24 protein-coding genes are annotated in these 21,476 nt (G+C 47.1%); 13 read left to right on the plus strand and 11 right to left on the minus strand.

What is annotated here, in order from left to right:
- Positions 1-32 precede the first annotated feature (32 nt).
- The 4 genes from KW93_RS07265 to KW93_RS07275 all read right to left on the minus strand — a co-directional run bounded on the left by KW93_RS07265 (position 33) and on the right by KW93_RS07275 (position 3,422).
- Positions 33-596 carry a beta-class carbonic anhydrase gene (locus tag KW93_RS07265; protein ID WP_033542327.1) on the minus strand — a complete coding sequence of 188 codons (564 nt, stop codon included), beginning with the start codon at positions 594-596 and terminating at the stop codon, positions 33-35.
- Between the two features lie 111 nt (positions 597-707).
- Complete coding sequence (mreBH, locus tag KW93_RS07270; RefSeq protein WP_033542328.1) at positions 708-1,715, minus strand: rod-share determining protein MreBH; 1,008 nt, start codon at positions 1,713-1,715, stop codon at positions 708-710.
- 248 nt (positions 1,716-1,963) lie between these two features.
- Positions 1,964-2,104 (minus strand): hypothetical protein, encoded by a 141-nt coding sequence (locus tag KW93_RS17615; RefSeq protein ID WP_162835043.1) that lies wholly within the window; start codon positions 2,102-2,104, stop codon positions 1,964-1,966.
- Between the two features lie 85 nt (positions 2,105-2,189).
- The gene (locus KW93_RS07275; RefSeq protein ID WP_033542329.1) at positions 2,190-3,422 is read right to left on the minus strand and encodes an aminopeptidase; all 1,233 of its coding nucleotides are present in this window, start codon (positions 3,420-3,422) and stop codon (positions 2,190-2,192) included.
- A 128-nt stretch (positions 3,423-3,550) separates the two neighbouring features.
- Here KW93_RS07275 and KW93_RS07280 point away from each other — a divergent pair, with 128 nt between their 5' ends.
- Positions 3,551-4,858 carry an FAD-dependent oxidoreductase gene (locus KW93_RS07280; protein ID WP_033542330.1) on the plus strand — a complete coding sequence of 436 codons (1,308 nt, stop codon included), beginning with the start codon at positions 3,551-3,553 and terminating at the stop codon, positions 4,856-4,858.
- Entirely contained in the window at positions 4,855-5,841 is a 987-nt protein-coding gene (locus KW93_RS07285) for a class I SAM-dependent methyltransferase (protein WP_033542331.1), read from the plus strand. Before KW93_RS07280 ends, KW93_RS07285 begins: the two co-directional genes overlap by 4 nt.
- A gap of 74 nt (positions 5,842-5,915) precedes the next feature.
- Here KW93_RS07285 and KW93_RS07290 read toward each other — a convergent pair whose 3' ends face one another.
- Positions 5,916-6,137: a DUF1128 domain-containing protein gene (locus KW93_RS07290; RefSeq protein ID WP_033542332.1), complete on the minus strand. Its 222-nt coding sequence runs from the start codon at positions 6,135-6,137 to the stop codon at positions 5,916-5,918.
- 58 nt (positions 6,138-6,195) lie between these two features.
- The gene (locus KW93_RS07295) at positions 6,196-7,569 is read right to left on the minus strand and encodes an alanine/glycine:cation symporter family protein (RefSeq protein ID WP_033542333.1); all 1,374 of its coding nucleotides are present in this window, start codon (positions 7,567-7,569) and stop codon (positions 6,196-6,198) included.
- A 197-nt stretch (positions 7,570-7,766) separates the two neighbouring features.
- Here KW93_RS07295 and KW93_RS07300 point away from each other — a divergent pair, with 197 nt between their 5' ends.
- Positions 7,767-8,228 carry a YtxH domain-containing protein gene (locus KW93_RS07300; RefSeq protein ID WP_033542334.1) on the plus strand — a complete coding sequence of 154 codons (462 nt, stop codon included), beginning with the start codon at positions 7,767-7,769 and terminating at the stop codon, positions 8,226-8,228.
- Positions 8,185-9,156, plus strand: coding sequence for a YihY/virulence factor BrkB family protein (locus KW93_RS07305; RefSeq protein WP_235318383.1), 972 nt, complete (start codon positions 8,185-8,187; stop codon positions 9,154-9,156). Before KW93_RS07300 ends, KW93_RS07305 begins: the two co-directional genes overlap by 44 nt.
- A gap of 28 nt (positions 9,157-9,184) precedes the next feature.
- Here KW93_RS07305 and KW93_RS07310 read toward each other — a convergent pair whose 3' ends face one another.
- Complete coding sequence (locus KW93_RS07310) at positions 9,185-9,382, minus strand: SE1561 family protein (protein WP_033542335.1); 198 nt, start codon at positions 9,380-9,382, stop codon at positions 9,185-9,187.
- Between the two features lie 328 nt (positions 9,383-9,710).
- Positions 9,711-10,091, minus strand: a complete 381-nt coding sequence (locus tag KW93_RS07315; RefSeq protein WP_033542336.1) for an OsmC family protein — start codon at positions 10,089-10,091, stop codon at positions 9,711-9,713.
- 80 nt (positions 10,092-10,171) lie between these two features.
- Between KW93_RS07315 and KW93_RS07320 the strand changes: the two genes are divergently transcribed.
- Complete coding sequence (locus KW93_RS07320) at positions 10,172-11,353, plus strand: MFS transporter (protein ID WP_033542337.1); 1,182 nt, start codon at positions 10,172-10,174, stop codon at positions 11,351-11,353.
- A gap of 50 nt (positions 11,354-11,403) precedes the next feature.
- On the opposite strand, the gene rlmD is transcribed toward KW93_RS07320, so the two are convergent.
- Together rlmD and KW93_RS07330 are read right to left on the minus strand one after the other, a co-directional pair.
- A complete protein-coding gene (gene rlmD / locus KW93_RS07325; protein WP_033542338.1) occupies positions 11,404-12,768 on the minus strand; it encodes a 23S rRNA (uracil(1939)-C(5))-methyltransferase RlmD in 1,365 nt (454 codons plus the stop codon).
- A 41-nt stretch (positions 12,769-12,809) separates the two neighbouring features.
- Positions 12,810-13,709, minus strand: a complete 900-nt coding sequence (locus KW93_RS07330; RefSeq protein ID WP_033542339.1) for a TIGR01777 family oxidoreductase — start codon at positions 13,707-13,709, stop codon at positions 12,810-12,812.
- Positions 13,710-13,800: 91 nt separating this feature from the next.
- On the opposite strand from KW93_RS07330, the gene recX reads away from it, so the two are divergent.
- From recX to KW93_RS07345, 3 genes are read left to right on the plus strand one after another with little or no spacing between them, the layout of a single operon-like run.
- On the plus strand, positions 13,801-14,607 hold the full coding sequence (gene recX / locus KW93_RS07335) for a recombination regulator RecX (RefSeq protein WP_033542340.1): 807 nt from the start codon (positions 13,801-13,803) through the stop codon (positions 14,605-14,607).
- The gene (locus KW93_RS07340; protein ID WP_033542341.1) at positions 14,600-14,932 is read left to right on the plus strand and encodes a YfhH family protein; all 333 of its coding nucleotides are present in this window, start codon (positions 14,600-14,602) and stop codon (positions 14,930-14,932) included. The genes recX and KW93_RS07340 overlap by 8 nt, the downstream gene beginning before the upstream one ends.
- 3 nt (positions 14,933-14,935) lie before the next feature.
- On the plus strand, positions 14,936-15,187 hold the full coding sequence (locus KW93_RS07345) for a YfhJ family protein (protein ID WP_033542342.1): 252 nt from the start codon (positions 14,936-14,938) through the stop codon (positions 15,185-15,187).
- 58 nt (positions 15,188-15,245) lie between these two features.
- Here KW93_RS07345 and KW93_RS07350 read toward each other — a convergent pair whose 3' ends face one another.
- Positions 15,246-16,226, minus strand: a complete 981-nt coding sequence (locus KW93_RS07350; protein ID WP_033542343.1) for a metal-dependent hydrolase — start codon at positions 16,224-16,226, stop codon at positions 15,246-15,248.
- Between the two features lie 188 nt (positions 16,227-16,414).
- Here KW93_RS07350 and mutY point away from each other — a divergent pair, with 188 nt between their 5' ends.
- From mutY to KW93_RS07375, 5 genes are all read left to right on the plus strand, one after another.
- Positions 16,415-17,413: an A/G-specific adenine glycosylase gene (gene mutY, locus KW93_RS07355; RefSeq protein WP_033542347.1), complete on the plus strand. Its 999-nt coding sequence runs from the start codon at positions 16,415-16,417 to the stop codon at positions 17,411-17,413.
- A 2-nt stretch (positions 17,414-17,415) separates the two neighbouring features.
- Positions 17,416-18,162, plus strand: a complete 747-nt coding sequence (gene fabL / locus KW93_RS07360) for an enoyl-[acyl-carrier-protein] reductase FabL (RefSeq protein WP_033542348.1) — start codon at positions 17,416-17,418, stop codon at positions 18,160-18,162.
- A gap of 103 nt (positions 18,163-18,265) precedes the next feature.
- Positions 18,266-18,808 carry a nucleoside tri-diphosphate phosphatase gene (gene ntdP / locus KW93_RS07365; protein WP_033542344.1) on the plus strand — a complete coding sequence of 181 codons (543 nt, stop codon included), beginning with the start codon at positions 18,266-18,268 and terminating at the stop codon, positions 18,806-18,808.
- A gap of 100 nt (positions 18,809-18,908) precedes the next feature.
- Positions 18,909-20,633, plus strand: coding sequence for an ABC transporter ATP-binding protein (locus KW93_RS07370; protein ID WP_052131504.1), 1,725 nt, complete (start codon positions 18,909-18,911; stop codon positions 20,631-20,633).
- A 187-nt stretch (positions 20,634-20,820) separates the two neighbouring features.
- Positions 20,821-21,476: ABC transporter ATP-binding protein (locus KW93_RS07375; protein WP_033542345.1), on the plus strand; the 656-nt coding region annotated here is incomplete at its 3' end.

Consider the following 21,476-nt stretch of genomic DNA (forward strand, 5'->3'; position numbering starts at 1 on the left):
AAACCGCTGAGAAATTTCTCAGCGGTTTTTTTTCAGTTTTTATTTCCGTCCACTACAAGGTCCAGTTTGCCCGTACTCGGGTCGATGACAAGGCCATGAACAGGCACGCCGGCATCCATCAATGGATGGTGGCGCACCATATTGACGCTGTGCCGGACACTTTCCTGCACATCATCAAACCCGCCAAGCCATTCATCCAGGTTAACGCCGGAATAGCGCATCATATCAATTGTCTCTTCACTGATTCCTCTGGTTTTCATCTTTTCAAGGATTTTATCAGGCTCAATGGCCGCCATCCCACAGTCGTGATGACCGATTATGTAGACTTCAGCTGCATTCAGTTCATAAATTGCAACCATCAGGCTGCGCATGATTCCGCCAAACGGGTGGTTGATGACAGCGCCAGCCGATTTGACGATTTTCACATCACCATTTTTCAGGTTCATGGATTTCGGCAGCAGTTCAAATAACCTTGTGTCCATGCACGTCAGAATCACCATTTTTTTATCCGGAAATTTGGTGGTGCGGTATTGCTCATACTTTTCTTCATCAACAAATTTCTTATTGTAGTCCAATATTTCGTTCAGCATCGACACATTACCCACTCCTTAATGTTTGCTGTCTTTTATTTTAAATGAAAACCGGGCAGTTGACTATTTTCATGTAAAAACAAATAAAAAAAGGAAGCACTGGGCTTCCCGTTTAAATCATTTTGAAATTTTATCAAGTTTACTCATCATAACAAGCGAGCGACCTGTTCCGACCGCTACAGATTCGAGAGGCTCAGGGGCCATGTGGACAGGAACAGAAATTTCTTCGGAAAGCCATTGCTGCATACCGTTGAGCAACGAGCCGCCGCCAGTGATGACTACGCCCTGGTCAACAATGTCACCTGACAGTTCAGCCGGGCAATTTTCAAGAGTGGCACGGATACATTCAAGGATGGACAAAAGCGGTTCCTTCAACGTTTCCTGAATTTCCGTTGACGTCAGCGTGACCGTTTTCGGCAGGCCGGTCATGATATCGCGTCCCCGTATTTCCATGGTCACCGCTTTATGTGGAATGAGAGCATAACCGATTTCTTTTTTGATCTTCTCGGCAGTGATTTCACCGATCAGCACATTATAATGCTTGCGCACATATTGTATGATGTCCTCGTCCATGCGGTCTCCGCCAACTTTTACTGTGTTGGAAGACACGACGCCGCCAAAAGAAATGATGCCGACTTCAGTTGTGCCTCCACCGATATCAACGATAACACTGGCAATCGGTTCGCTGACTGGAAGGTCTGCGCCAATCGCCGCCGCCACCGGTTCTTCGATCAAATGGACACTTTTCGCTCCGCTTTGTTTGACGGCATCATGGATGGCGCGGCGTTCAACGGAAGTCGCACCGGATGGCGTGCAGATCATGACATTCGGCTTGCGGTAAGCAGCACCCAATTGTTTGGCTGCCTTTTGCATAACCAATTTGAGCAGGTCAGTAGTTACATTGAAATCTGCAATCACGCCATCTTTCAGAGGGCGGACTACACGGATGGAAGCAGGGGTTTTGCCAATCATCGCCTTGGCTTCCTCTCCCATGGCAATCACTTTTCCGGTTTTTGTATCCAGCGCGACGACGGATGGTTCATTTAAAATAATGCCTTTTGATTTTGTATATACAAGAACGTTTGCGGTTCCCAGGTCAATTCCGATATCTGATGAAGAAAACATACTCTTACTCCTCCTAATATAAAACAAGTCCATTTTGAATTTTACCACGGCAATTTTGGGCCGTTTTTCAAAGTTTATCTGTTTGCAATATAACGAGGGTCTATTGACTTGAAGAACCTATAATTTAAGGGACCTTAGATATAATTTGTAATCGATCTGCAAAAGAAATGTATCCGAATTGTAATCTTTCAGTCATTTTAAATAATAAAAAACAGGCTTTTTAATAAAAGCCTGCTTTCGGGACGTGCTTAATATTTTTCATCTGGTTTTGGATCTATATGTTCTGCATCATGCGTATGCAATTCTTTTCCAAGGAAATGGAGAAGTGTAAAGAAAAATAAGAAGATGACGACCATAAAGCCCAAAACAGTAACCAATTGTTCAAGCATGCTGAAAACTCCTCTCTTGACTTTAATTATCATATCTAAGTATACATGATAAAAGATAAAAGATTAAGTGTCGAATTATTGAGTTTTAGAATGCCCAATTGCCGTTTCTGAAAACCGGTTCACGTGTGCCATCTTCCAAAATACCGTCAATATCCATAACTTCAGAACCGACCATGAAATCGACATGGGTGATGCTTTGGTTCAGGCCATGGGCAAGCAATTCTTCGGAAGACATTTTCTTGCCGCCTTCGATGCAGAAAGCGTACGCGCTTCCAATCGCAAAGTGGTTGGAGGCATTTTCATCAAACAGCGTATTGTAGAACAGGATGTCTGAAGCTGAAATCGGCGATTTGTGCGGCACCAGTGCCACTTCTCCCAAATAATGAGAACCTTCGTCCGTGTCGACAAGCTGTTTCAGGACATCTTCGCCTTGTTCCGCTGCGACTTCCGTGATGCGGCCGTTTTCGAATGTGACTTTAAAGCCATCGATGATATTGCCGCCGTAACTGAGCGGTTTTGTGCTCGACACATAACCGTTTACGCCGTCTCTCTGCGGAACAGTGAAAACTTCCTCGGTCGGCAGATTGGCCATGAAAGCATCGCCTTTTTCATTGGTTGAACCGGCTCCGCACCACAGATGGCCTTTCGGTAGAACGACTTCCAGATCAGTGGAAGGAGAAGTGTAATGCAGTTTGGCGTATTTTTTATTGTTCAGATAATCCACTTTGGTGTGCAGCAATTTGTCATGCTCTTTCCACGCCTGAATCGGATCTTCCAGGTCTGCGCGGACGGCTTTGAAGATTGCGTCCCACAACGCGTCAACCTGCTGCTCTTCCGGAAGTTCCGGGAACACTTTCGCTGCCCATGCTTTCGAAGGCGCAGCAATGACGGTCCAGCTGATTTTATCGGATTGAACATATTGACGGTATTTGCTCAGTGCCTGGCCCGCGGCTTTTTGAGAAGCGGCGATGCGTGTCGAATCGATGCCTTTCAGGAGGTCGGGGCTCTGTGAAACGATGCTCATGAAAGCAGCGCCTTGTTCCGCCAATTGTTCGCGTTCCTGGACTTTCCACGAAGGAAACTCCGAAAACGAATCTTCCGGTGCCATTTCAAAGCGCAGACGTGATACTTCATCATCATTCCAGTCGACGAAAACCTGTTTCGCTCCTGTTTCGTATGCTTTCTTTACAATCAGTCTTACAAGCGGTGCCGCTTCAATCGAAGCTGCTATGTACAGCTGCTGATTCGGCTGGATATTGACGCCGACTTTCACTGCCAGTTCCGCATAGCTTGTCAATTTATCATTCAATGATGTCAAATGTATCTCTCCTCTCATCTCTCTATATAGTAACAATTTTCAGTCATAATCCGCAATGCCTGCCCGGTAAAATTTGCAGGTTTTTAGAAGGGATGTTTGAGGAATACAGTAAAGAGGAGCTGAGTCGGATGAAAACACAAGTCTTTATCAGCGGCGGCGGCATCGGCGGCCTGGCGTTGGCCCTTAAACTCGTTCAGCGGGATGTCGACGTGGTGATGGCTGAACGTCTGAAAGCGAAAGCGCCAACCTATAAAGGGGAGCTGCTGCAGCCCAAGAGCATGCAGATCTTTGATGGTCTCGGCATGTATGACGAAATCACAGCCCGCGGCAATGAAATAAAAATCCTCGACATGCTTGAATTATCCAGCTCACTGCAGGTGAGGGACCAGTCGTTCATGGATTACAGTGTACTGCCCGGCAAATACAATGCGGCTTTCATGGTGCATCATGAAGAACTGAAAGAGATTTTATTGAAGGCAGCTGCTGAATACAAGAATTTTCACTATCTGGTCGGAACATCCTGCACAGGCTATACCGATAAAAAAGCTTTGCTGAAATCAGGCAAAGAACAATTTGAAGTGGAAGCTGATTTCTTTTTCGGGGCAGAAGGCAGGGCTTCGGTTACCAGAAAACATATGGATATTGAGATTAAACAAAGCACATATAACCATCATTTCCTGACCGTGTCTTTTCCCAGACCGGAAAATTTCACGGATGGCCAGATCATTTCTACATATAATCGCTTTCTCGGATTATTTCCCCTGCCGGATAATCAGGTCCGTTCGGTTTATTTGATTCCGGAAGGAGATTATAAAGAGCTCAGGGAAAAGCCCATCAGCCATTTCCACAAACTGTATACAGACCTCGCACCGGCTATGGACGGCTATGTCCAGCAGCTGAAAGACTGGAAAAAGATTCAATTGATGATTCCTGTCATGTTTCATGCGCCGTTCTACGTCAAAGACAATAAAGCGATTATCGGCGACGCGGCGCATGCTGTGCATCCGATGGCGGGTGAAGGGATGAATATGGCAATCCAGGATGCGGACATCCTCGGGGAGCTGACGGCTGATATGATCAGCCGCTATAAAAAGAATCCGAAGAATTTAAAATGGTACGAGAAGGTCCGCTATAAACGGGCGGAACATGTGCTCCAGCTCAGCCATCTTGCAGCACTCGCCTATTCCTATCCGTTTAAACCGGTAAGTTTTTTGCGGCAAAGGACCTTTGAACGGATGGAAGAAGATCCAATCCTTCATTTTAAACAGATGCTCAATGTCTCGGGTCTTGGCATGTGGAAGGAAAATGTGCGCGACCGTTTTATTCAGGGAGGTATCATGCCTGTGCGTTTGAGGAATCTCCCGAATGAAAAAAAAGAGCTGAGATATTATACACAGGAAGACGATTATCCATGGAAAGATGAGGGATTGCGATGATAGATGTGATGAAAATGTTTAAAGCAAGAATGTATATGAAAAGGAATGAACCATTTCTGTACAGCTGGCATGCTTATGTGGGATATGAACTCGATCTTTTCAAAGCGTTCGAACGCCCCATGGCCAAGTCGGATGTGGCAGATGCATACGGCCTGGATGAAAATCTGCTCGAGCAGTGGGTGGCGGTAGGTGTTTCCATCGGCCACCTCAAGGAAGCTGGGAGAGGACGCTATAAATTGGGCAGTGTCTGGAAGCTTCCGAAAGCGAAAGGCAATAATTCCGCCGGCGTCCTGCTGAAAGAAATGATGGAACTTCACATTCCCACTTTGCTGCAATATCCGGAAATGATGCGCACCAGCAACCGTCTCCATTTTGATGAAGAAAAGCACGCGCCGACTGTCGCAGAAACGAGCAGATTGCTGGAAGTGCTGGCAATGCCGAAAATGGGTAAACGAATACGTGAAAATGATATCCGGTCCGTCCTGGATATAGGCTGCGGGGAAGCGGGCTACATCAAAAAACTGGCGGGTAAATTCCCGGACACACAATTTACGGGCATCGAAATCAGCGAAGAAGTAACAGAAAAAGCAAAGCAGCTGACAGCGGAAGATGAAAATATTGCAATTGAAAATGCCGACCTGTGGAATTACAAGCCAAAGCAGCCATATGATATGGTGATGATGAATAACGTGCTGCATTATATCGATCTGGAAAAACGGGCGGCGCTGATTTATGAACTGGCAGGCTGGGTCAGCCCAGGCGGGATTCTGTCGATGGTGACACCGATTGCCGGCAGCAGCGACGACCCGCCGTTTGCCAATGTCTTCAACAGCTTTTTCTCCTCTTTCGATAACCTGTACCGCCTGCCGACACGCGAAGAGCTGCGTGAGTGGGGGGAATTGGCGGGTCTCGAGATGCTCGGCATCCATACGGTCATCAAAGAAGGCGGCTGGTATATCGCCCAATACAGGAAACCTGACTGATCAATGAAAATGAATTCATAACAAAAGCCCCTGAAAAAATTCAGGGGCTTTCGTTTGTTCCCAATCGCTTTTCTTTACTTGCGCAGCGAGCCAAGTTCCTGCGCGATGGCCTGCATTTCATTTGGTGTAATATTATCGCGTTTGTTGACCATTTCGTACAGGTCACGCAAATCTTCATACTGGGAAGCGTTGAAATGTTCGGCTTTCATCGCATCGACATTGACCATGCGCAATTTCGATTTTATTTCCTCGATCATAAAGTTAACATTCTCTGGAGACTGTTTTGATAAATCCATGATGGGTTCCTGCCTTTCGGTATGGTATGCCTTATCATTTCATTTATCAAAAAGAAAGTCAATTTCCGGAGCGTGCCAATTTTGCCTTCGCAATTTTTTCTTCTTTTGCTTTCTCCACAATTCGCTTCGTTTCGAAGATGATGACTCCGGACAGACCCAACAGGCCGATTAAGTTCGGAACAGCCATCAAGCCGTTCATGACGTCAGAGAACGTCCAGACGACACTTAGTGAAGCTGTAGCGCCAAGGAAGACTGATGCGACGAAAAGCACGCGATACACAACCAGCAGACTTGGATTCTTGAATAAATACTGGAAACATTTCTCGCCGTAGTAAGACCAGCCGATAATTGTGGAAGAAGCAAAGAAAATCAGCCCCAATGCAACGACATAAGGACCGGCGCCTCCAAGGAACTGGCCGAAAGCGGCACTTGTAAGCGGTGCTCCTTCAAGACCTTCCTGTGTATACAGACCGGACATGACGATTGTGATTCCTGTAATCGAACAAACGATCAATGTATCAAACAGCACTTGTGTCATCGACACTAATGCCTGACGGCCAGGCATATCCGTTTTTGCAGCAGCAGCTGCAATCGGTGCAGAACCGAGTCCGGCTTCGTTGGAGAATACCCCGCGGGCAACACCGTAACGGATTGCGGCACCGATTGCACCGCCGGCAGCGGCTTCACCCGTAAACGCGGCACTGAAAATCGTGCCGACAGCTGCTGGAATCAGGTCGAAATTCATGACCATAATGATCAATCCGGCAATAACATAGAACAAAACCATGAAAGGAACAAAGAATGCGGTAACTTTACCGATGGTCTTGATTCCGCCTAAAATGACCAATCCGGCAAAAGCAGTAAGAATAAGTCCTGTAGCCCAAGGAGCCAGTCCGAACGTATCATCAACAATCGATGCCACAGAATTGGATTGTGTCATATTTCCGATTCCGAATGCCGCAATGGCACCGAAAATGGCAAACAGCACAGCAAGCCATTTCTGCTTCAGGCCATGCTCCAGGTAATACATCGGACCGCCGGCCATCTGCCCTTTTGCATCGGTGACACGGTATTTGACAGCGAGTACGGCTTCACCGTATTTCGTTGCCATCCCGAAGAACGCGGAAAGCCACATCCAGAAGACAGCTCCCGGTCCGCCGAGTACGACAGCTGTCGCGACACCGACGATGTTACCGGTACCGACAGTTGCAGCCATTGCAGTCGACAGTGCCTGGAAATGCGAAATATCACCTTTGGATTCTTTATCGACGCCTTTAGTAAAAGTCAATTTAAGTGCATAAGGCAATAAGCGAAGCTGAAGAAATCCCAAACGTACTGTTAGATAAATTCCGGTACCAACGATCAAGACGAGAAGCGGTACTCCCCAAACATAGCCGCTTATCGTGCCCAATATCTCTTCAAATCTTTCCATCAATCTTCCCCCTTGTTTGTGTATTTCTGTTTTAGTGAAATAATATCACACCTCCCGTTGATACAATATTCCGAAAGTTTTAACCTTTAGTCAAGCATTATTTTAAAATTTAAATATAGGGAAGTTTAAATTTAAGGAGATTAGGGAAAAATTCAAAAGACACGTCAGAACAAACTATTTTTTGGGAGGAATTCAGGATGAGCCAAAACAAATTAATGACAGGATTACTAGTAGGTGCTGCAGTCGGAGTTATCATTTCATTATTCGACCGCAACACACGAAATGATGTTATGCAGAAATCGAAACGAGTTTCAGAGAACGCGAAATATTACGCCAGCAATAAAGATGAATTGAAATCTGCTGTTCAGCAGCAGGCAACCAGATTCCAGAACCTTTACGAGCGCGTTTCTGAAGACGCTTCCTATGTAGGGGAAAAGGTCAATGAATTGAAAGAATTGACTCCGCAAGTGAAGGAAATGGTTGCAGATACAAGAGAAGCTTTCATTGATACGAAAGATGCTGTTGTTGATTCGACCAGAGATGTCAAATCGGCATTGAAGGAAGAGAATCCGTCTGCTACGTCTACAGTGGCCGGCAATAACAGCAGCTCGTCAGATGGAAATTCGAACCGCGATGCGGAATATGGGAAAAAACAATAATTCCCTAAAAACTTCGAAAAACACCGGATCAAACACGCAACAGGAAAGTCCGGAAGTATTGGATTCAAAAAATGACGTTACGAAGCTTTCGGGTTTTCTGAAAGAATTATGGAAACGGATCAATGATGTGGATGTCACAGGACTTGGAGCGCAATTAGCGTTCTTTTTCCTGTTGTCTATCTTTCCATTATTGATTTTTCTTATTACGCTTCTTCCGTATTTAAATATTGGGGAAGAACAGATCTATTCGTTCATGGCAGATGTTGTGCCTTTTGAAATTTATCTGCTGATTGAGGAAACGCTTAATGAGATCCTGACCAAGGAAAACCGCAGCCTCCTTTCCTTTGGTTTGATCGCCACCGTCTGGTCTGCCAGCCTGGGCATGAATGCACTTATTAAATCGTTGAACCACTCCTATGGGGTGGAGGAAAGCCGGCCCATTCTGGTGGCCAGAGCCATGTCGATCATCACAACGGTTTTAATGATTTTTATTTTGCTGATTGCACTGGTCCTGCCGATTTTCGGCCGTCAAATTGGAATTTTCATATTCTCTATCTTCGGCCTTGAAGCAGGATTCCTGGAAACCTGGGAAATGCTGCGTTTTTCAATTACACCATTGATCATATTTGCCGTGGCATCGGTAATTTATTGGGCAGCTCCCAACGTTAAACTGGATTTCCCTTCCGTATTTGCGGGAGCGGCATTTACGGCAATCGGCTGGCTGGCCGTTTCTTTCGGCTTTTCGGTCTACATCAATAATTTCGCCAATTATTCCGCGACCTATGGCAGTATCGGCGGCGTTATCATGATGATGCTCTGGCTCTATGTATCCGCCATTCTGCTGATGGTAGGGGGGCAGATCAACGCCGTCATGCAGATGAGGCGCAATGTAAATAAGAAGGAATATAAAAAGGCCAGCCACTCCTGAAAAGTTCAAATTCAGGAAAGGCTGGCTTTTATGATGGCTCTTTGTCAGGCCGGTTTTTAAATTGCTGCATCTTGCCGTCCAGTTCATCCACCATTTCAATCAGGCGGTCGATATCTTCCAGTTCAGCCGTTTCAGGTTCAATGGAATCAAGGACTTCCAGAAACATGCTCAAACGCTGTTTCATATAACTTACTTGCTGTTCCTTATCTGTAATGGATTTACCCATACAATACACCTCATTTCGCACTCTATCGTAGCTGAAATCAGTTGAAATTTCAATGAAGGAACAGGCAAAAGAGGCGATTTAATAAAAAGTACAGTTTTGATTGTTTACATAGACGGAATATTGTGTTAATTTAATGTTAATCAATAGAAAGGAGGCCATAATGAAAACTCGAAACCAATCATCAGTCAGTAAATAAAGGAGGGGGTTCGAACATTTCACCGGCAATAGCCGAAAAAATGGTCTTATGAGAAAAAACAACAATGACAACGAAACATAAAAGCTCAGCCGTAATCTGATTTTCCAGATAACGACTGAGCTTTTATTGGGTTTACAGGAGTTCGTAAGTTTCGACTACTTCAATTGAATCTTCCACAGAACGGACCATCGAGCAATTTTTTCTGGTAAGCTCCATGACACGGTCCATCTTCGAAGCATCAACCGCCCCTTTGATTGTGAAGTGAAGATGCACCTTCGCAACTCGGCCTGCCTCTTCATCAATCCGGACGACATCTTTCACTTCCGCCTGTATATCGTCAGCCGGCATGCGCTGTTTTTCCAATATCTTTCGCATGACCCCCGCGCTGCACACAGCGAGAGAAGCCACCAGCAGCTGATACGGCCGGAAGCCGTATTCGTCATTTGAGGAAACGGTGAGCTCCCCAAAAGGCAAATCGCCTGAAAAACCATGTTCTGTCATTGAAAATTTCATATTTCATCTCCTCCTTATGCTAAAATTGTATCTGAACTCGTTTCAAATACAAAAAAACATGCTTACTGGAAGGAGTCATCATGAAAAAATTCTTGGGTAGCGACAATGGGCGTTTTTGGATTCTGGTCGCCATCGTTTCAATTTCAGGGTTCTCACAGGGAATGCTGCTGCCGCTCATCGCCGTTATTTTCGAGCAGGACGGAGTTTCATCTGCTTTAAATGGCCTCAGCGCCACCGGATTATACATAGGTACTTTAGTAATTGCACCTTTCATGGAACCTCAATTGCGGCGTTTCGGATTCAAGCCGATCATCATTTTCGGCGGCGCGCTGGTCGTACTGTCTCTGCTGCTGTTTCCGCTGTGGAAATCGGTGCTTTTCTGGTTTTTCCTTCGTATTCTGATCGGCATCGGCGATCAGGCGCTGCATTTTTCAACACAAACCTGGATCACCAGTACATCACCGCAAAACCGGATGGGCAGAAACATTGCGATTTATGGCATGTCCTTCAGTATCGGCTTCGGTGCCGGCCCCTTATTTGTTCCACTGGTGAATATTTTTGAAGCTCTGCCGTTCATCATCTCGGGTTTACTGTGTCTGACAGCCTGGTTACTGGTGTTCTTCCTGAAAAATGATTTTCCGGAAACTACCACGAGCGCAATGACTGCCAGTGGAACAGTGAAACGTTTCAAAGCAGCTATCTTCATCGGCTGGTTCGCATTTCTTCCGCCTCTTGGCTATGGTTTCCTGGAAGCTTCGCTGAACGCAATCTATCCTGTCTATGCGCTAAGGCAATCGATTGACGTCACGATGGTGTCCTTTATGCTGGCCGCTTTTTCTCTCGGAGCCATTGCAACTCAATTGCCACTCGGCGAATTGAGCGACCGCATCGGCAGAAGAAAAGTGCTGCTGCTTGCACTGTTCGGCGGGGCTGCAGCATTCGGGACCGCCAGCTTTTTTGAATCGAATGCCTGGGTTACCCTCGCGTTCTTCATCCTGGCAGGGATGTTCGTCGGCTCCACATTCTCGCTCGGCATTTCCTATATGGCGGATCTCATGCCGAGGGAATTGCTGCCGACCGGCAACCTGCTGTGCGGCATCGCTTTCAGCATCGGCAGTCTGGCCGGTCCCATAATGGGAGGATTATTCCTCGACCTGACAGAGGAACTGAGTTTCCTGCTGCTGATTACGGCGGTGCTGCTGATCATTTTCACCATCATCGCTTTTCGCGGCAATAAAATCAAAGAACCTGTTGTGGAATAAACCCACACATAAGAAAAAGGACTTCCGAAAAATTCCGGAAGTCCTTTTTCTTATTTCAATACCAGTTTCGTAACAGATTCAACCTGCGCTGTCTGCGGGAACATATCGACAGGCTGGATGTATTCGATACGGTAGATTTTCGTCAATTGCTGCAGATCTTTCGCCAGCGTCGAAGGGTTGCACGACGTATAGACGAAACGTTTTGGCTTTACAGCCAGAATTGTTTTCAGCAGTGAATCGGCGAGGCCGGTGCGCGGCGGATCAACAGTCAGCACGTCAGGCACAAAATTTTCCCTGCTCCAGACATCCAGCCATTTTTCAGCGGTGCCAGTGACATACTTCGCTTTCACTCCCTGGTTCTTCGCATTGGCTTTTGCATCGACGACACTGTCATGTATAACGTCCATTCCGCGAAGCTCGCCGGCGCCGTCTGCGAGCCATAAGCCGATTGTTCCGACGCCGCAATAGGCATCGACGACTTTTTCTGTGCCGGTAAGTTCAGCAGCGCGCTTGATTTCGTCGTAAAGTCTGACTGTCTGTTTCGGATTCAGCTGGAAAAATGCACGCGCTGAAAGGTCGAACGCAAGTTCTCCGAGTTTTTCATGGATGGTGTCTTTGCCATACAGAGTAATCGTCTCGTCGCCAAAAATCAGGGATGTTTTTTCACTATTGATATTCTGCACAATCGAAACAAGATTGACATCAAGGTCTTTCAGCTTTTCAATCAATAATTCTTTTTTCGGGATTTTTGCCCGGGTCGTCACCAGCACCAATTGGATTTCACCGGTTTCAACACCCGTGCGGACAACGATTGTCCGGATGATGCCCTGCATGGTTTTGCCGTCATAGATCGGAATGCGCATGTCTTCCAGAATCCGTTTCACGGAATTGGTGATGACCGTCGTATCCGGATGCTGGACGATGCACTGCTCGATATCCAGCAATTGATGGGACCCTTCTGCAAACAGTCCGGCAATGACTTTTGAGCCTTTCAGCCGGGTCTGGAACTGGCTTTTATTGCGGTAATACCACGGATCTTCCATGCCGATGGTCGGTTCTATCTTCACATCGACGCCTTTCAAGTAACGTTCCATCGCCTGCACAACCAGATCCCGTTTTTCAACGAGCTGCTGGTCATACTTTAGATGCTGCAGCTGGCAGCCGCCGCATGCATCGTAAACGGGGCAGGGAGGAGTCTGGCGGTGAGGCGAAGTCTGGCGCATTTTCACAATGCGGGCTTCCGCGAAATTCCGTTTGACCGAAGTGATTTCGGCTGTAATTTCCTCGCCGGGCAATGCGCCGGGCACAAATACGACATTGCGCTTGAAAAAACCGATGCCTTCCCCGTTGATGCCAAGCCTCTTGATCGTCAGCGGAAATTTCTGGCCTGTTTCCATAATTGGTTTTTCATTCATTCTTAACACGTCCTTCGTTTGGTCATCCGTACATTATAACGCTATTTATAAATATCAGCCAGGGCCGATCTCAGGTCCGGGTAGGAAAATTCAAACCCTTGCTGCTGCAGCACTTCCGGCAGCACACGCTGTCCTTCCAGAACGAGGCGGCTTTTATCGCCGAGAACGGCCTTTAATGCGAATTCAGGAACAGGGAACCAGTGAGGCCGCCCCAGCGCATGGGCGATTTCCTTGCCGAATTCCTTCATACGTTTCGGGTAGGGAGCCGTGACGTTGAACGGACCTTCAAGCTCTTCCGTTTCAATGGCAAATAAAATCGCCCGCGCCGCGTCTCTGACATGGACCCATGACAGCCATTGCCTGCCGGAGCCCACTGTGCCGCCGCCGAAAAGTTTATAAGGAAGCGCCATCAATGGCAAAGCGCCATCTTTTTTTCCAAGGATGATGCCGAAACGGCCAATCGCCACACGGACGCCCATTTCTTTTGCACCATTTGCGAGCCGTTCCCATTCGATGACGGTCTTCGCCAGAAAATCATCGCCGGTTTCAAGCGATTCTTCAGTGTAGGATTTTTCGGTCGAAGCGGGATAGAGCCCGACTGCACTTGCGTTGACCAGCACTTTCGGTTTTACGTCCATTGCGCGGATAATGCGCAGCACTTCGGTTGTTGCATTAACGCGGCTCACGTAAATCGATTTTTTCTGTTCTTCGTCCCAGCGGCCATCGTTGATCGACGAACCCGCCAGATTGACGAACGCGTCCACACCCGCGAGTTCGAGCTCCGGCATTGCCCCGTCAGTCAGCCATTCGACATAGTGCAGGCCGTCCCGGGACGTTTTCGGCTTTCTCGTCAATATAAAAACTTCGTGACCCTGCTGACGGAATAAGTCCGACATTTCCTTGCCGGCAAAACCGGTTCCTCCAGTGATTGCTATTTTCATGCCATCGCCTCCATTTCCTATATAGTACCCCGAATCGATGCATTTAAGCCGTCAAAAGGTTATACTGAAGGAGGAAGAGAGGTGCCGTTGAATGCCGATTATTACGAAAATCACACAGGGAAAAAAGAATCCGGAACGCTATAATATTTTCCTGGAGGAAAAGTTTGCTTTCAGTGTCGATGAAACGGTGCTCATCAGGTATCAATTGACAAAAGGCAAAGAACTGGACCAATGGACCATCGAAGAAATGAATTTCGAAGATGAAGTCCGAAAAGCCTTCAATAAGGCACTCGATTTTCTCAGCTACCGGATGCGCAGCGAAAATGAAGTGCGCCAGAAGCTGAAAGAAAAAGAATACGGCAATGCCGTGATAGACGAAGCGATTGAAAAATTATATAAATTGAACTTTCTTGATGACCGTGCCTTTTCGGAAGCTTTGATGCTGACTCAGATCAAAACATCAAAAAAAGGGCCAAAGGCGATCCAGCAGGATATGCAAAAGAAAGGGATTGATAAACAAGTGCAAAAAGATGTGCTGGATTCTTATTCAGAAGAAGAACAGGTAGAGCTGGCGAAAGAGCTTGCAGAAAAAATCGCTGCCAAGGAAAAAATGAAGACACCCAGACAGATTCAACAGAAAATCAGCGATTCCCTTATGCGCAAAGGTTATTCCTATTCAGTCATCAAGCAGGCTGTGGCAGATCTGGAGCTGGAAAAAGACGAAGACGAATGGACGGACAGTGTCGCTGAGCAAGGCGATAAACTGTGGCGCAAGTACAGCAGCAAACTGACCGGCTATGATTTGAAATCGAAAGTGAAGCAGGGGCTCTACCAAAAAGGATTTCCTGCAGAAGTCATCAATGAATATTTAGAGAAAAAGGAGAACGAAGATGAGTGAAGAAAAACGCTACAGCCAGATGAACGAACAGGAACTGCGCTCAGAAATCGCGCGGTTGAAAGAAAAAGCACGCAAAGCTGAGCAACTTGGCATCGTGAACGAATTTGCCGTATTGGAGCGCAAAGCCATTATGGCGGCCTCTTATCTGCTCGATCCCGAAGATTTCAAAAAAGGGGAAGTTTACCGAATTGAAGGAGACCCGAATGTCTATTTTCAAATTGACTATCTCAAGGGCCGGTTTGCATGGGGCTACCGCCTTGGTGGCGACAAGTTTACAGAAGCGCTGCCGATTTCCATGCTGCGTCCGTTGAAAGAAGGGAAGTAAAAAATGAAAGAAGTCATCGAACAATTAACCACTGAACTTCAGGAAAAAAATCCGAATATCACAGAAGAAAAAGCGCGCACGTGGATTGAGCTGCTTGCTTCCGACTTCGAGTCGTCGTACGCAAAAGCGGGGTACGATTACCAGGGAACCGAAGTCGTTGAGAAAGTCGTCCGCCAGTGGATTGCAAGCTACGGTGAAAATATCCATGAATTCGCGGCCAGCAATCCGAAATATGCCCATCTGCTGGAAGACTGAGCAAGTGTTGAAGAATCACAAAACGCACACCACCTGAGTGTGCGTTTTGTGATTCCATCTAGTTATGGCTGTAATCCAGCTTCTTCCGAAGTTTATCTTCACTGAAGATCCAGCCAGTATAGGAATTGAGGATTTTATAATCCTTATCGAGATGGGCAACTGCCACAAATGGATAATAATCATTGCTGCGGTAGCGCAGATCGATCAGCCGGACTTCGTAAATATCTCCGTATTGATTGATTTCCCAGCGGTACAGAGGGGAAAATGAAACAAAAGCCGCGAGATTCTTATCTTTCAATGCGGTCTGGATCAGCTCGTTTTCGGGCATCGGCTTTTTCATGAACTTATCATAGAAATTGATGGTGCGCCCATAAGCACGGCCGACATAATGGTGGCGATCCGTATCCGCCGCGATTCGCCAGTGGAAATAACGCATCGTCGGCGCCACGAAAATTTCTGTGGCACCTGGCAATGTATTGCGGATGGCATGTTTAATGGCCGATTGCAGCGCAAAACGTGAAAGGTAATAGAACACCAGCAAAACATATAAGATGCTGATCGTCCACACCGGGTCTGCGCCGAACGCCCAGATCATCAATGCGATGACATGGGCACCGAAGATGATCGGATCAAATGTATTGATGACGCCCAGAGCAATCCATTTATTGGAGAAAGGCCTCAAAGCCTGAGTTCCGTAAGAGTTGAAAATATCCACAAACACATGCAGCACCACGGCGAGGAATGTCCAGAGCCACAGATGAAGAAGATTCACTTCCGGAAAGATGAGGCCCAGAGCCGCAGTCAGCAAAATCGGCCAAAAAAGAACCGCCGGAATGGAATGGGTGGCTCCTCTGTGATGTCTGATATAAACGGCATTGTCCCGCAATTTTAAAATCGTATCTACATCCGGGATTTGCGAGCCGATGATGGTTCCTGCGATGACTGCTGTCATGGTTACGGTATCATTCGCAACTGCCGGATCGGCCATTGCGAGGCCGCCGAGGGCGATGCCCATGACGAGATGTGTGCCTGTATCCACCGTCTCATCCCCCTTCTAAAAATTATTGGCGCCGGCACTTTATTGTTAAAAGGCTGACGCTGCTATTGATTACATACCCTAGTTTTAACTGAAATAATCTAAATCCAATGGAGGGTACCGTTATTACTATTGAAAAAAAGCAGTTTCAAAATGACCTCATAAACTGGTTCCACGCAGAAAAAAGAGATTTGCCCTGGAGACGCACTGCAGATCCTTACCAGATCTGGATATCTGAAATCATGCTTCAGCAGACACGTGTGGATACAGTGATTCCTTATTATAAACGCTTTATCGAAAAGTTTCCGACATTAAATGACCTCGCTGTTGCGGAAGAAGAAGTTCTATTGAAGCAATGGGAAGGGCTCGGCTATTATTCACGCGCCCGCAACCTTCAGGCCGGTGTCCGGGAAGTGGCTGAAAAATACGGCGGCAAGGTCCCGGAGAGCCGTCAGGAAATATCCTCATTGAAAGGGGTAGGCCCGTATACGGCAGGGGCAGTGCTGAGCATTGCCTACGGTCTTCCGGAGCATGCAGTCGACGGCAATGTCATGCGTGTGCTCTCGAGAATTCTTTTGATCGAAGAAGATATCGCAAAACCGAAAACGCGAAAAGTATTTGAAGAAGCGGTTACAGGACTGATCAGTCATGAAGATCCTTCGGCATTCAACCAGGGATTGATGGAGCTGGGTGCACTCATTTGCACACCGACTTCCCCGAAATGCCTGTTATGTCCGGTCCGTGAGCATTGTACGGCATTTCATGAAGGACGCCAGCATGAATTGCCAGTGAAAACCAAAGCGAAAGCAAGTAAAGCGGTCAATTATGTCATGGCAGCTGTTCGGAGCGGCGACTCTCTGTTGATGGAAAAGCGGCCGTCGAGCGGACTGCTGGCGAATATGTGGCAGTTTCCGCTGCTGGAAGTTCCGGAAAGCATCGCTGCAAACGAAGTCGAAGAACGTTTATCGGAGCAGTTTAATGGACTTGTGGCGAAGGCAGAGAAAATTACTTCTTTCAAACATGTCTTTTCTCATTTAACATGGAACGTGGATGGCTTTATTGCCGAAGGTGAAGATTTGAAAATTCCCGACAATATGAAATGGGTAAATGCCGAAGAAATGGAAGGGCTGCCGATAGCCGGTCCGGTTCAAAAAATGAAAACGGCATTAAAAAACAGAGGAGATGTTTAATGATGGCTGAACAAAAAGTGGCGTTGGTAACAGGAAGCAGCAGAGGGCTCGGCAAAGCGATGGCGATTGCTCTTGCTGATGCGGGATACGATATCGTCGTCAATTATGCCCGCAGCAAAACGGCGGCATTGGACACAGTGAAAGAAGTTGAGGCAAGAGGGCGCAAGGCGCTGCTTGTCAGAGCGAATGTCGGCGATGTAGAGAAACTCCGCGGCATGTTCGAGACGATCAAAGAAGAATTCGGGAGACTGGATGTTTTTGTTTCGAATGCGGCATCAGGCGTGCTCCGCCCGATCATGGAACTGGAAGAATCGCATTGGGACTGGACGATGAACATCAACGCCAAAGCAATGCTGTTCGGCGCGCAGGAAGCTGCAAAGCTGATGGATAAAGGCGGCAAGATTGTCGGCATCAGTTCTCTCGGATCAATCCGTTATCTGGAAAATTATACGACCATCGGCGTTTCAAAAGCCGCAGTCGAATCCATCACGCGCTATCTGGCGGTCGAGCTTGCGCCAAAAGGAATTTCCGTAAACACGGTTTCCGGCGGTGCACTGGATACAGAAGCGCTGAAACATTTCCCGAACCGTGAAGATCTGCTGAACGACGCCCGCGTCAATACACCGGCAGGCCGCATGGTTGAAATTGATGACATGGTCAAAACCGCCATGTTCCTGATTTCGGATGATTCGGATATGATCCGCGGACAGACAATCATTGTCGACGGCGGCCGCTCGGTCGTTATGTAATTTTTTGCCTTCTTCGCCGTATTGCTGTATGTTTTCAGAATTGATTGATATAATATTGGAATAGCAGATAATATAAGGGCTTAGACGAGAAGGTGGGATGGACATGGCGATTCCCGCAGAGGGAGAAACGATACAAATCCACAGCTATAAACATAACGGCCGAATCCACCGTGTCTGGCAGGAAACAACTGTTTTGAAAGGGACGAATAATATTGTAATCGGCGCAAATGAACGGACCCTGGTGACCGAATCCGATGGCCGTACGTGGCTGACACGTGAGCCGTCGATTTGTTATTTTCATGCAGAGCATTGGTTCAATATCATCTGCATGCTGCGTGATGATGGGGTCTATTATTATTGCAATATCAGTTCGCCATTTGTCTATAATAATGGTTCCCTGAAATACATCGATTACGACCTGGATGTAAAAGTGTTTCCGGACATGTCTTACACATTATTGGATGAAGATGAATACGAAGACCATAAAAGGCAGATGGGCTACCCTGAAGTGATTGACCAGATTCTTTATCGCAATGTCGAAAAGCTGATAGGCTGGATTAGGCAGCGCAGAGGCCCATTTGCCCAGGACTTCATCGAAGTATGGACGGACCGGTATGAATTCCACAGACAAAACCGGATTCGTTGATAAAATGGAAACCTGTTGCCAGCCAACAGGTTTTTCATTTTGATGAGAGATAGGAGTGGATGTTTTGAGCAGCACGAAACGCAGCAGTATGAAACGATACATGCATTTTGTAAAGCCGTATTATTGGCAAATAGCTTTAACGATTTTAATAGGTGTTTTCAAATTCGCGATTCCGTTATTTATTCCATTGCTCATCAAAATCGTCATTGACGACATCATTGGAGCGGAAGCGCTGTCCAGCCAGGAAAAACTGGAACAGCTTTATCTGTGGCTTGGCGGAACGGCGATTGTGTTCTTTCTACTGCGTCCGCCGATTGAATACTTCCGACAGTATTACGCACAGTATGTCAGCAATAAAATCCTCTATGACATCCGCGGCTATCTTTACGGACACCTTCAGCGGCTGAGCCTCAGGTATTACGCCAACACCCGTGCCGGCGAAATTATTTCACGCGTCATCAACGATGTGGAACAGACGAAGAATTTTGTCATGATCGGGCTGATGAACGTCTGGCTGGATCTGGCGACGATCCTGATTGCAATCGGAATCATGCTGTCGATGGATGTCTCCCTAACCATTGTTGCACTGCTTGCCTTCCCGTTTTATGCCATGAGCGTCAAATACTTTTTCGGGCGTTTGCGCGATTTGACGCGCGAGCGCTCCCAGGCACTTGCGAACGTGCAAAGTTATCTGCATGAACGTGTGCAGGGAATGAGCATCATCAAAAGCTTTGCGCTTGAGAAGCATGAACAGAAAATTTTCAACGACACCAACGATCAGTTTCTGGAAAAAGCCATTGACCATACGAAATGGAATGCCAAGGCATTTGCCGTGGTTAATACGATTACCGATGTTGCGCCTTTGCTCGTCATCGGCTACGCCGGATATCAGGTCATTCAAGGAAATTTGACACTCGGAACGATGGTGGCTTTCATCGCTTACATCGAGCGGCTGTATAATCCGCTGCGCCGCCTCGTCAATTCTTCGACAACGCTTGTCCAGTCTCTGGCGTCGATGGACCGTGTTTTCGAACTGGTCGACGAAGATTACGATGTCACGGATAAAAAAGGTGCCCGCGATCTGAAAGTGGTGGATGGCAAACTGGAATTCCGGAATGTTTCCTTCCATTATAATGATGGTGGCACAGAAGTTCTCTCCGATATAAGCTTTACTGTGAAGCCGGGAGAAACCGTTGCGCTGGTTGGCATGAGCGGCGGAGGGAAGTCGACGATCGTCTCGTTGATCCCCCGTTTCTATGATGTTACTGAAGGCGGCATCTATATGGATGACCACAATCTGAAAGACGTCAGCATCCATACGCTCCGCGATCAGATCGGACTTGTGCTGCAGGATTCCATTCTTTTCAGCGATTCGGTCAAAGCCAATATCCTGATGGGGAAGCCCGATGCGACGCATGAAGAAGTGGTCGCAGCTGCAAAAGCGGCCAATGCCCACGATTTCATCGAAATGCTGCCGGAAGGCTACGATACAAAAGTCGGGGAACGGGGCGTGAAATTATCAGGCGGCCAAAAACAGCGCGTCGCCATCGCGCGTGTGTTCCTGAAAAATCCGCCGATGCTGATACTCGACGAGGCGACTTCAGCACTGGATCTGGAAAGTGAAGCACTGATCCAGGATTCGCTCGAGCGCCTGGCGAGTGACCGTACGACACTGATCGTCGCGCACCGCCTGTCGACCATCACACATGCCGATCAGATTCTAGTCATCGATCACGGTGTACTGGCTGAACAGGGTACCCACGACGAATTGATGAAAAAGCAGGGGGTCTATTACAACCTGTTCCAGGTTCAGCATTTCAAATAATAAAAAATTACTTCCATAATATAGGGATTTTAACAAGACAGCCGAAAAACTTCGGCTGTCTTTATTTTTTCCACGGAAATTTATCAGCAAGTCCTTCAAAAAGAACTATTGCATATAGTCCGAATATACGTATAATTAAAATAAATAAAATGTTCAGAATTATTATTGTGTAAAAAGGGGTGCCCAGATGATAGAAAGAGAGAAGGTATTAGAGGTAAACGGTTTACAGACTACCTTTTTCACAGACGACGGGGAAATAACAGCGGTGGACAATGTCGATTTCCATATACGCAAAGGCGAAGTATTGGGGATTGTCGGTGAATCCGGATGCGGAAAGAGTGTAACTTCACTTTCGATCATGGGACTGGTGCCCAGCCCGCCGGGAAAAATCACCGGGGGCGAGATTTTATTCGAGAATAAAGATTTGACTAAATTGCCGGAAAAGAAAATGCGCCAGATCCGCGGCAATGACATAGCGATGATTTTCCAGGAACCGATGACTTCATTGAACCCATTATTCACAATCGGAAACCAGCTGCAGGAAGCGGTGAAAATCCATAAGACGGACTGGTCGAAAAAGCAGATCCACAACCGTGCGGTCGAAATGATGAAATTGGTCGGCCTTCCGCGGGCAGAAGATCTGATGAAGAATTACCCGCACCAATTGTCCGGAGGAATGAGGCAGCGTGTGATGATCGCTATGGCGCTGCTGTGCGATCCAAAAGTGCTGATAGCCGATGAACCGACGACTGCACTTGATGTCACCATTCAGGCGCAGATTCTGAAATTGATCAAAAACCTGAATAAAGAGCTCAATACAGCTGTATTGCTGATCACCCATGA

This window comes from Planococcus sp. CAU13 (assembly GCF_000775575.1).
Taxonomy (GTDB): domain Bacteria; phylum Bacillota; class Bacilli; order Bacillales_A; family Planococcaceae; genus Planococcus.